15 protein-coding genes are annotated in these 10,527 nt (G+C 54.4%); 11 read left to right on the top strand and 4 right to left on the bottom strand.

The window, feature by feature from the left end; all coding sequences use genetic code 11:
* Positions 1–406 precede the first annotated feature (406 nt).
* The 4 genes from FSY45_RS27415 to FSY45_RS27400 all read left to right on the top strand — a co-directional run bounded on the left by FSY45_RS27415 (position 407) and on the right by FSY45_RS27400 (position 4,011).
* On the top strand, positions 407–625 hold the full coding sequence (locus FSY45_RS27415) for a hypothetical protein (RefSeq protein ID WP_003061337.1): 219 nt from the start codon (positions 407–409) through the stop codon (positions 623–625).
* 24 nt (positions 626–649) lie between these two features.
* Positions 650–829, top strand: coding sequence for a hypothetical protein (locus FSY45_RS27410; RefSeq protein ID WP_080569874.1), 180 nt, complete (start codon positions 650–652; stop codon positions 827–829).
* A 1,310-nt stretch (positions 830–2,139) separates the two neighbouring features.
* On the top strand, positions 2,140–2,607 hold the full coding sequence (locus FSY45_RS27405; RefSeq protein WP_046462300.1) for a hypothetical protein: 468 nt from the start codon (positions 2,140–2,142) through the stop codon (positions 2,605–2,607).
* Positions 2,608–3,765: 1,158 nt separating this feature from the next.
* Positions 3,766–4,011 (top strand): hypothetical protein, encoded by a 246-nt coding sequence (locus tag FSY45_RS27400; RefSeq protein WP_223305745.1) that lies wholly within the window; start codon positions 3,766–3,768, stop codon positions 4,009–4,011.
* Between the two features lie 35 nt (positions 4,012–4,046).
* Here the strand turns inward: FSY45_RS27400 and FSY45_RS27395 are convergent, their stop codons facing one another.
* Entirely contained in the window at positions 4,047–4,307 is a 261-nt protein-coding gene (locus FSY45_RS27395) for a hypothetical protein (protein WP_046462301.1), read from the bottom strand.
* Between the two features lie 179 nt (positions 4,308–4,486).
* Between FSY45_RS27395 and FSY45_RS27390 the strand changes: the two genes are divergently transcribed.
* From FSY45_RS27390 to FSY45_RS27380, 3 genes are read left to right on the top strand one after another with little or no spacing between them, the layout of a single operon-like run.
* The gene (locus tag FSY45_RS27390; protein WP_046462302.1) at positions 4,487–5,167 is read left to right on the top strand and encodes a hypothetical protein; all 681 of its coding nucleotides are present in this window, start codon (positions 4,487–4,489) and stop codon (positions 5,165–5,167) included.
* 41 nt (positions 5,168–5,208) lie between these two features.
* Positions 5,209–5,433 carry a hypothetical protein gene (locus FSY45_RS27385; RefSeq protein ID WP_057091909.1) on the top strand — a complete coding sequence of 75 codons (225 nt, stop codon included), beginning with the start codon at positions 5,209–5,211 and terminating at the stop codon, positions 5,431–5,433.
* A gap of 32 nt (positions 5,434–5,465) precedes the next feature.
* Positions 5,466–5,663 (top strand): hypothetical protein, encoded by a 198-nt coding sequence (locus FSY45_RS27380; protein ID WP_003061330.1) that lies wholly within the window; start codon positions 5,466–5,468, stop codon positions 5,661–5,663.
* A 563-nt stretch (positions 5,664–6,226) separates the two neighbouring features.
* Here FSY45_RS27380 and FSY45_RS27375 read toward each other — a convergent pair.
* Both FSY45_RS27375 and FSY45_RS27370 read right to left on the bottom strand, forming a co-directional pair.
* Positions 6,227–6,478 (bottom strand): RNA-binding protein, encoded by a 252-nt coding sequence (locus FSY45_RS27375; protein WP_003061328.1) that lies wholly within the window; start codon positions 6,476–6,478, stop codon positions 6,227–6,229.
* 133 nt (positions 6,479–6,611) lie between these two features.
* Positions 6,612–6,830, bottom strand: coding sequence for a hypothetical protein (locus FSY45_RS27370; protein WP_080554076.1), 219 nt, complete (start codon positions 6,828–6,830; stop codon positions 6,612–6,614).
* 391 nt (positions 6,831–7,221) lie between these two features.
* Here FSY45_RS27370 and FSY45_RS27365 point away from each other — a divergent pair, with 391 nt between their 5' ends.
* The 4 genes from FSY45_RS27365 to FSY45_RS27350 all read left to right on the top strand — a co-directional run bounded on the left by FSY45_RS27365 (position 7,222) and on the right by FSY45_RS27350 (position 9,809).
* Positions 7,222–7,404, top strand: a complete 183-nt coding sequence (locus FSY45_RS27365) for a hypothetical protein (RefSeq protein ID WP_034349191.1) — start codon at positions 7,222–7,224, stop codon at positions 7,402–7,404.
* Positions 7,405–7,633: 229 nt separating this feature from the next.
* Positions 7,634–8,845: a recombination-associated protein RdgC gene (locus FSY45_RS27360; protein WP_046462303.1), complete on the top strand. Its 1,212-nt coding sequence runs from the start codon at positions 7,634–7,636 to the stop codon at positions 8,843–8,845.
* Between the two features lie 493 nt (positions 8,846–9,338).
* A complete protein-coding gene (locus FSY45_RS27355) occupies positions 9,339–9,569 on the top strand; it encodes a hypothetical protein (RefSeq protein ID WP_131667219.1) in 231 nt (76 codons plus the stop codon).
* Positions 9,570–9,578: 9 nt separating this feature from the next.
* Positions 9,579–9,809, top strand: a complete 231-nt coding sequence (locus tag FSY45_RS27350) for a hypothetical protein (protein ID WP_080944582.1) — start codon at positions 9,579–9,581, stop codon at positions 9,807–9,809.
* A gap of 112 nt (positions 9,810–9,921) precedes the next feature.
* Here FSY45_RS27350 and FSY45_RS27345 read toward each other — a convergent pair whose 3' ends face one another.
* Positions 9,922–10,227, bottom strand: coding sequence for a hypothetical protein (locus FSY45_RS27345; RefSeq protein WP_046462793.1), 306 nt, complete (start codon positions 10,225–10,227; stop codon positions 9,922–9,924).
* Positions 10,228–10,527 lie beyond the last annotated feature (300 nt).

The following is a 10,527-nucleotide window of genomic DNA, read 5'->3' as shown; positions in this document are numbered from 1 at the left end:
TCTCTGGGACGTTTAAGCCCTGTGGAATACCGGAACAAACTTGGCCTAGCCGCATAAAACCAGTCCAAGTTTTTATCCGCACCTCCACCGGGGGCTAGTGGGTCACTTCTGGGTGGAAATCAACAATCAAGAGCCTTCAGCAAAGCCAGAAACGCCACCATCCACGCTCGGCTCAGATGCAGCCAACGACAAGCCCTGACTGCCACGCTCACGCCCCAGACTAAGCAGAAAGCCATGATCCTCAGCCACCTTTTCAGGTGGCTTTTCTTTGAGGAAACTGCTGCGGTTTAAGGCCTATTCGAGCATTGCTGACATGGACTTTGAGACCGCCGTTTAAGGTCATTAAAAAGAGTACCGTGGACTCATGTGGCCTATCTTGGACCGCTGCCATAGACCGGAGGTCTATATGTCTTTCATCGACAAAACTATCTTCAGCATCCGCTCCCGATGTCCCGACGTAAAACAGGAAGTCGATTCCCGGAACGTGGCGGATGACGACCGAATCTTTCACACGCCATTTCAAACGGATGCACAGCTGCAGGAGGAGTCACCTGAGCAGATGCTGCGCAAAAAAACGAACCGCCTTTTGCTGCAAGCGGTCCTCAACAAAATCTCTGCCGCTTGAGCAAGCATCTGACCGGAGGTCTATATGTTTTCACTACTTGGCTACAAACGTCAGTCCGAGTTCTGGCGGGATATGTGGGTGATGCTCCTCGAGCCGATTTCAAAGATTCAACCCATCGAACCCAGTCTCGATCCACCACTCGCACCGACGCCAAAAGCCCCACAGCCCAGCTCCGAAACACCTGCTGTCAACGACAAGGCGTGACAGCACCACACGGAGACGCAGCGAGCCCGTAGCTCACGCGTGTCAGTCTGGAGGTCTATATGTCAGTAAGCCGCATCCCATCTTCATTCCTGAAGGTGTGGAGAACAGTCAAACGAGTCTTCGCCAGAGGTGAGCCACTCCCCAGTCCACCCAACATCGAACAGTGCGGACCTCCTGAAAAAGACAAGAGGAGACAAGAGGAGAGGCAATCGCGCATGCGCCATAGCTATCGATACTGGTAGCAAGAGTGTTCGACAGCTCCCACGATTACGTAGCTTCATTTTCAACAGCCACCTTCTAAGGTGGCTTTTTTGTGCCCGGAGATCTTGAGATGTGAGCATTCAGCCAACATGTGCCATACATGCGCCCTCTCCCGCAGGGCTATAGCGGGACCATCAAGAAAGAGCGCGGCAATGAAATACTGCAACGTGGGTGGAGTTGGCTAATCCGCTCTTTTTCTTGATGGTGCCGGGGGTCGGCTCCCCGGCTCTTACAAACCAGGCCTGCAAGGGCCTGGCTGGAAAACTGCAAGAGGGTAACCGCACCGGCCATAGGTGCCCATCATGACCACCCCGGGAAAGTAGCGGGGGCTATCTGGCGTGACTGCTCGAGCAGGTACGGCAGCTCAGGAATTCGCCTGGGCTACTGGCAATTGAGAACTCGGCGCATCCGCGTCGTGGCAACAGTGGTCACGCCAGATGGTTCTACCCTATTTGGTTTAAGTCGAGCTCGTCTTGTTTACCCCAAAAGCGTCAAGCAGAATTCGACGCAATCCACCTGTTACGCCGAGCCTAGGCCCCCCCTCAATCTTTCCCTAGGCATGACTCGAAAGGTCATCGGCCCTCTATTCAAAGCCCGCAGCACCAGCTCGCGGGCTTTTTCTTTGCCCCCTCCACAGGAGTCCTCATGGAAATAAAGATCGGTTTGGACTTGCCCGGCATCATCGCCCAGGCCGTCAGCGCCGAGCGCATCCAGCCAATCGTTGGGTCAATCTGAGCTACTGCACTTTTTGCGTTTCAGTTTGATACATATCAACCGATAACCTCATATGAACTGAACAGACTCAAGGAGATTTCATTGAAGCGATGCATCATCAAAGTAGCAGGAGCCTGCTACACCGCCCTATTCCCAAGCACATGCGCCGCACTTGAAGATGCCTTGAAGCGCTTCCCAAGCGCCACCGCAATCTCTGTGAAAGCCGCTTGAATTGAGTTTGATCTAGCTATTCACCTAACAGCCAACGCCAACTAGCAATCGTGTCTGCGACCGTTGCGAAGTCCCGGCTTAGCGAAATCAATACTGGAATAGCTATGCGTCCATCAACGCTGTCTATCAGCATATCGATCGCCATTTCAGGCTTCGTCATTGTCTCCTGTACGAATGAGGAGAGCCACAAACTTGAGGCCAAGCGAGCTGCCAGACGGCTGCTTGCCTTCCCTGAGCATGCCGAGTTCAAAGATGTTAAGTTGGGAAAGAACGGCGATGCTGTCTGCGGATTTGTGGGCTTTCGTCAAGGTGAGTTAGCGTCCTATCCAGGCAAGAAACCATTTGTCTACGAAGTCAACACGCACACCGCAAGCCTTGTGGAAATGCTTCAGGACAAGGACTTCAAGAACTTTATAGAGGACAGGCTCGAAAACGATGATGAAGTTGCCAAAGTAAAAAACTTGATCAAGACCTGCCGCGGGCAAGCTCTATGGCAGACGAGCTGCTCTCCTGCACTTGATATCAAGAAGCACGCTCTCTGCAGCTATGTTGAGCCTCCCACATCGCTTTAGCGACCCCAATAGACCAGCCTTAACGCCTGCACGCGGGGTTACCGGCCTTCGGAGCGAGTAGGTCTCCTCTAGCCTCCCATCAAGGCTATGGCGAGGCCATTACGGCATGGCAGTTCGCGTGCCAACATACCTCGCAAAGAATTGCGCAGCAGCACCCGGTAGATTGGGAAATTATTCCAGTAACATCCGCCTTAGGCCCAGCTATTAGGACGTAGGTGGAGCCTCTTTCGCCACCCACAAGGTGGCTTTTTTTGTACCGAGTTCAGGGCTATCCGGCGTGACTGCTTGAACAGGCATGCCCCCAGGAATTTGCCTGGGTCGACGTCTATTGGGAACGCGGCGCGGCTTCCGCGTCGTGAGCGACAGCGGTCACGCCAGATGACGTAGAGCCCGTTTATGAGCCCACACACATCTTGATTCCGTCACTCTCTTTGGGCAAAATTTGCGCCACGTACCTGTTTTGCCGGGCCTGGGGTCACAGACTCCTTTCACTTCCTCAACTTGCCCAGGCATGACCAAATAGGTCACCGGCTTTTTATTAGCGCCCGCAGCAACCGCTAGCGGGCTTTTTCTTTTGCCGTAAGCAGTTCAAGGTAGCTCATCGCACAAATCAGGTGCCTAAAGTGGCACTGCCACAGCCTCATGGGCAAACCGGAGCTACCCCGTTTTGTGTAAGACGAGCTCCTATTGATTGCCCGAAAAGCATCAAGCAGAATTCGACCCCATCTACCTGTTATGCCGGGCCTGGGATCCCTCCTCCCTCCCTTACTGACCTCTTCCCCAGGCAAGGCCCGAAAGGGTCACCGGCTCTTTATTCAAGCCCGTAGCACCTGCTCGCGGGCTTTTCTTTTTGAGACACGCAGTCACGCACCATTTAGCTTGGCAACCTCATCAAAGAAAGATGACAACCGCGAAGGGAGGGTGCACCGTTTGAGGTTCCACAGATATCACAAGTTGAATCAAAGGTATCCAATCGCTCAATCTGTAAGCGCCTACATACCTGCTTACATCTGCCAGTTACAACAAGACGGACTCACAAAGAAACGTCAGCTCGCAGGTTCTGCGGCCAGTCTCTGAGATGTAGGGAGTGTCCTCATGAAGAAAGTTAATCCTGCTGCCAAGCACGCAAACCGCGCCTATGTACGCATGCATACATATGTGACGAAACATTTTGACTGGGATCTCTTCACCAAGGACTACCGCGTAGTCCTGAACACCGATGAGGACGGAGGCGTCACGCTTTACATCGTCAAAGTCTTCGACAAGAACGGCCAGTTGGCTGCATTAGGGCCAAAGATTCCTAACCAGATTACGTTCTCGTACCGCCAGGCGCCCATCATGTCGGTATGGACTGAGTTCTTCAACGACGGCAAATTCACCTGGCGCAATGTCTCGTGCCGCTAGATGCGACAGCGGTCACGCCAGGTGGCAAGTCAGGTTCATTTCTTTCCACCACCGACAAGGTAGACATTGCCCTCAGTCACTTTGTTGAGAAGCTCGCGATACGCATTCACCAAGTGATCGCGGCCAAGCCTGAATTCGGGATCCGTTCTATCAGGTCCGTCCTGATGCTTGGCATCCAGCTGCGCAGCACGCAGCTCTCTCGCCGCTTGATGCGCGGTCTCGCGCGGTAGCGCCTTGACGACTGCCGTCAAGATCATCGACAGCGCAGCGAATGCGCCAGATTCCTCCTGGGTCATGAAGCACCTCCAGTCTGATGACCCATTTTAGTTTCCAGCCGAGCCTGGGGTTTATCTCCCCCCTCCCTCTCTGAACCATTCCTCAGGCAGGCCCGAAAGGTCACCGGCTCTTTATCTAAGCCCGCAGCAATCGCTAGCGGGCTTTTTCTTTGCCCAAACCACCCTCCACAGGAGTCCCCATGGAAATCAAGATCGATTTGGACCTGCCCAGCATCATCGCCCAGGCCGTCAGCGCCGAGCGCATCCAGCCCCTGGTAAACAAAGCCATTGCCGAAGCTGTCGGTGCCGCCATCCGGGACGCTACCGACTATTCCAGCCCGTTCCGCAAGGCGCTTGAAACCCAGCTCAAGGACGCCATGCCCCACGGGCTGGCAATTGATGATGTGGCGAAGTTCCAGCTCATGGCCAATAGCGCAGTCACGGAGGCCGTCATGGGCGCGAACGCTGAAACCATCAAGACAGCTATCGCTCAAGGCCTGAAAAGCTCCATCCCGGACGTGCCAGAGCGCATCAAGCTGTCCGAGTTGGTTGGGAAGGCGCGCGAAGCCTTTCACAAGGAGCGGCATGAAGCCTTCTATGCTCACTACGAACCAAGCGAGTATGGCGGCGGCTGGCTTTCGCTTGATAGCGATGAAAGCACTAGCAGCAAATACAGCGCCGACATGCGACTGTCCATCAACAAAAACGGCGAGGTCTATTCGCTGAAACTAGACGGCCGCGACATCACGCCCAAGAGCATTCCCGATGCTGCGGGCAGGTTTGACGGCCTTCTGCTTGCGCTCTACGTTGGCCGCAGCTCTATCGAGCTTGACATGGACGCGGACGAAGTTGAAAGCGCCGCCGGCGAGCAATGGGATTGAGGGCCGCGCGATGAATCCATACAGCAACCATCAGCCCGTCGATGAAGACCTGGTTCAGCGCCTGCGCGAGAAGGGAGGCCTGTGAAATGGCCACGCATCTACACCATCGCCCTCGTGCTGCTGATAGCCGCCCTGCTCCTGATCGCCCCGACCCTGGAACAAAGCTGCTGCTCGCGGCGCAATGGGCACTCACCGGCTTCGGCCTCTTCTGCCTGGTCGGCGCGGCCGTAGTCATCGCACTCACGCCGGAAGCCTGGCCCCTCTGAGCAGCAGGCACTTAATTGAACAGGAGATCCTCATGCTGAAGACGATTGTTGACTCCCTGCTGGTCATCGTTGGCGCCCTGCTTCTCGCAGCCTGGCTGTCTGCGCCTGATGCCCAAGCCGATGAACCCAAAACCTTCACCCAAAGCCTGCGCGATGAGTTCGCCTGCCCGGGCATGCATGCCGAGTGGCTGGACGAGAAGACCGTGCAATGCCTGAAAGAGCAACCTTAGATTGGGCATGACATGACCTTTTTGCAGGAAGTCTTTTCGCTCTTCTTGCGCATAAGGATAGAGAATAGGCATTGAAAAATTCATTGCAATAGTCTGTCTTCAGACAGAGCTTTTGCCTTCGCTACGCAGACGTCCATTGGAGGTCATCAACATGCGAGCTCTAAGGCGCCAAAGGGTGCAATAGCGGCCGTTGCGTTCGCATCCATCAACATAGACTGAAGCGTATGGCAAAGCCACCAATCCAGCTTGAGTACCTACCCAAGAGGCGAAGCAGCAGGAACCACCTCCTCTGGAGGGCAGGATTCTTCTTGAGCGCCTCGGCGGTTCTGCTGACTTGCCTGGTCATGGGAGGCTGTAAGCCCGAATCGGGAAAGAAGTTTGAGGAAACAACTGCTGCATTCAAAAATTCAGCGCTTAGCGCCTGGCATTGCCCAGGAATGACAGCCATTTGGGTCAGCGAAAATATTGTGAAGTGCGTCAAAGAAGAGCGTTGAGCTCGACAATTTAAAAATGCAAAAAGCCCACACCTTTACAGATGTGGGCTTTTTTACGCCAAGTAAAAATTACTTGCGTGTGTTGGCTAGAGATACAGAGATAACTCGACCACCCAATGACTGATCATTCAGGGAGTCGATCGCTGTTTTTGCTTGGGCAGCAGTGCCCATTTCAACAAAGCCGAAGCCGCGCGATTGACCTGTATTTCGATCCATTATGACTTCAGAGGAAATAACATCCCCACAGCTTGAAAAATGTGATTTTAGTGTTTCGCGATCGATGCCATAGCCAAGATTGGAGACGTAGAGATTGCTTTGCATACAGTACCTTCTAAATGAATTTCGCTACTTATTTTTCAGAGCGAAAGATGATTCCCAAGAGAACCACGAGAGTGCTTTGGTGAAGATTAGTCAGTAGCCAAAGCTTCTACTGAGGGTTGAAAAATGATGCAGCTCAATTCAGCTGGTGGCCAAGCACCATGCTCCGGCCTTCAGCCAAAGCATATTTAGAGGCAAGCGACTCATCAGAAAAATGCGGGATAAACCGAAAGATTCGGTCATAAGTACCACGACGAATAGAGACAGCAGCAGTGAATTGACCACTTGCGTCAGTCTGGGTGAGAGGTGTGACCACGTAGCGGCCAATCTGCTCTGTAGTATTTTTGTGCAGCATGAAAGCGAACGATCGCACGCACGATTGCGCAGACCGTCAAATGAGATAGGGAAGGCCCGTGCTAAGTGCAGGGGGCAACGCAGATCCGCGAGGATGTTCAGGATCTGGGAAGTTCGCCTAGAGGGGTGTGACCACCGCGTGCTTTGCTAGAAGAGCGGCTACCTGCGGCCAAGGGGCGGCATTGGTGTCAGACAGGCACTGTTGGGGCGAACGGCCTTAACAGCGAGTGAGGCCAGTATAGGTGAACCGAAAGACCTTTGGTTGGAAATCTTCCGCTCTCCCGGCCTGACGTCCCTCACATCAAAGCCTTCAAAAAATAAATTGATAGACCACTAAGGATTAACCATGTACTGTGGGCCTAGCGTTCGGATATTTACAGAGAGCCTCACCAATGACCAAAACTAAAAAATCAACCGTTCACCATGTCGTGGAGGCCAAGCGATGGGAGCTCAGTCGCGAAAAAGAGCGCATCACCTACCCTCCGGAACATGCCGGCCCGGTGCAAATGGAATGGCGCAAGCGAGAAAACTACTCCGCCACCGACCTCGACTACCGAGGCCGCAGCAAGATTTAGAGAGCCTCCACAGAATTGCCTTTGCCCGCCATTGAGCGGGCTTTTTTATGAGTATCACCAGCATGACAAATACCACCACCGACAAGCGCTGCGGAAGCTGCGGCGCGCCTCTTCCTGAAGACTTCAAAGAAGAGCAAGGTCAACCACTTCCTTGCGGCCACTAACGGCCTCCACTCTCTCCACTTCAGAGCCCGCCAATCAGCGGGCTTTTTCTATTTCTGGAGTTCAGATGTTCAAGAGCATGATCATTTACCGCATTGCCAAGAGCTGGCAAGGCGATCTGCAGGCGCTGGAGGATGCCCTGCAAAAGACAGTCTTTGAGGAGTGCGGCGCCACACAGGAGCGTTCCGTGGGCTGGGTTCCGCCGCGTGGCGAGGCTCATGGCCCGCTGGTCGAATCCGTGGCCGGCCAATGGGTGATGCGCTTCATGACCGAGGCCAAGGTGCTGCCGGCCAGCGTACTCAATCGCAAGGTCAACGAGAAGGCCGAGCACATCGAAAAGACCGAAGGCCGCAAGCCCGGCAAGAAGGAAAAGCGCGACCTCAAGGACGAGGCCAAGCTGGACCTGCTACCCATGGCCTTCACCAAGCAAGGCAGCATGTGGGTCTGGATTGACCCCCAGGCGCGCACGCTGGTGCTCGATACCAGTGCGCAAGGTCGTGCCGACGAGGTGGTAACGCTGCTGGTCGAAGGCCTGCCCGGCTTTGCCCTGGCCCTGCTGGACACCCAGACCAGCCCGCAGGCCGCCATGGCGCATTGGCTGATGACACAGGAGCCGCCCGCCGGCTTCAGCGCTGACCGCGAGACAGAACTGAAAGCATGCGACGAGTCCAAGGCCATCGTGCGCTACGCCCGCCACCCGCTGGATATTGATGAGGTCCGCAAGCACATCGAGCAAGGCAAGCTGCCCACCAAGCTGGCGATGACCTGGGACGACCGTGTGAGCTTTGTCCTGACAGAAGGCCTGCAGATCAAGAACATCGCGCTGCTGGATGCAGTCATGGACGGCAACAGCAAGGACGACAGCGGCTTCGACACCGATGTGGCCATTGCCACCGGCGAGCTGTCGCGCCTGATTCCGGATCTGATCGAAGCACTGGGCGGCGAAGGCCGCACCCGCCTGGGCGACCTGCCCGCATCGCTTCAGAACGCGCCTGCTGCGGAAACTCTGCCAGCAAGCACTGCCAGGACCGCGCCCGCCCCGCACTGCGAAGCTGCTGGCGACGGTCCGGACCCGCTCTATGCCGAGGCCGTTGAACTGGTGCGCAAGGACCGGAAGCCAAGCATCTCCTATGTGCAGCGCAAGCTGTTGATTGGCTACAACCGGGCCGCCGCCTTGCTGGAGCGCATGCAGGCCGAGGGACTGGTGTCGCGCATGGATGGCAGCGGCAAGCGCACGCTTTTGACGCCGCCCGCCTGGGAGTCCAGCGCCAGCAAATGACTAGGCTCTATCAACTCACTTACTGCTCAGCAGTGCAAAGAGTAGGCAGTGAAGGCTTAATGGCCAGATCCAGGAAATCAAGAAGGTAGTCGCTTGAGCGTACGGATGATCCTGCCTATTGCTAGCTCTAAATGCCATAGTTGCAAACGTATCAATGCTCACAATTCCTATGTAAGTGTTTGCGTTAAAACGGTTTTTTCCATGAAATGGGCGTACCGTAGGGACAAGGCAATTGGTCAAATAACCTGCCTGTATAGATCCGAAACCTACAGCTCTCAAATCGATTGAGCGGCTTGAACTCTCCAGAGTTCAAGCATGCCCGAAATCGAGCTAAATCAAAGATGGGCAAGACGTGGCGCAGTCAATTGACCATCTAAGTGAGCTTCTGCCTCTTGTGCTTGCTCAAGCCTAGTCCCCTTTCGGAACTGCTTTCTTTTCCACTGAAGCAAAGCGAATCCTTGAGGATTGCTCAACTGACAAGACCGGAGACTTAATGCAACGTGAAGATCTAGCAATCACTATTGCTCCAGCGCCACAGGCGCTGCAACCAGAAATCATCAGTCACTCGATTTCTCACGATGACCATGCACGGTCGCCGAATGTGCCTATGAAAAATAGCGATGTGGACATCGACAATCCGGGCGCAAGGTCAGCGCAACCCTCCAATGCTATGCAGCTGGAGGCTGAGCATGGTTGGGATGTATATCCAGATCGGATGGCGTAAGGAGTTTTTATGCATGAACTTTCTCAACGCAAAGTTCACGGCTTCTGGGAAAACCTGAAGTGCATGTGTTTCCCGTGGTCAAAAGCAGAAGCGCCGGAAACGAGCGCATCCCCAAAAACAGAAGGCAATAAGCTAGCCGGCTTTCAACCAGGAAACACTATTGCAGGAATCATGCTGACGCTTGCTATCTTTGGCATGATTGCTGCAGGCTACTTTGCTTACAGGTATGGGGCTTTCTGAAAAGCCTTCATTCTATTTCCAGGGGAATTTGCCATAAATAAGATAGCAAATATCTCCAATCTAGAGGGCCCGCCATCGAGCGGGCTTCTTTATTAGAGCAGGGCTGAGAAGCCTAAATTAGCGACAAGAGCAAGCGCTCAATGCCCATTCTTATTCTTTCAAGCCTGTCCCTGAAGCTCTTTCCCTCTTCCACAAGCCGCGCCAGATCGGACTGCTGCCTGGCCTCTTTAAGAGCCGCAAGATGCAGATCCAGCTTCTCCTGCTGCTTAGTCGCCTGCTCTTGCAATCGCTCTATCTCCACCTGATCAGACGCCTTTGCGCTCGCTTTCTGTGCACGCTTCATAAGCAGGTCGATATGGTCCAGGCTAGCTTCGGATTCGCGGATGTGTCTGTCAGCCATCTGCTCTATCGTTTCCATCACGACCTCCTTGCAGTGAACCCACTGCCTTGCGAATCCAGCTGGCCTGCCTAAGAGAGCTGACTCCTTAAGAAGGAGCAGGTCAAAACTACCAGCAAGCCTTTCCCGTAAGGTACTGCAACGGACCTACTGATGCCAAGAGATCCGTTGCCATCCTTCAAGCAGCTGCCCGGTGGAGCGGCCCCATTGATCTGAGGACAGGTAAACCCTCTTAACCTAAGAGGTAGTCTTGTGACTGTATTTATGCCTAGTCCTAAAAATCTAACGAACGTAGAGGTGCTGGGGCCGCAGAAGCGCCGC

The sequence above is a fragment of the Comamonas sp. Z1 genome, assembly GCF_008121555.1.
Classification (GTDB): Bacteria; Pseudomonadota; Gammaproteobacteria; order Burkholderiales; family Burkholderiaceae_C; genus Comamonas; species Comamonas thiooxydans.
Note: the sequence above shows the minus strand (reverse complement) of the source record. Positions and strands in the feature narration are given on the sequence as shown.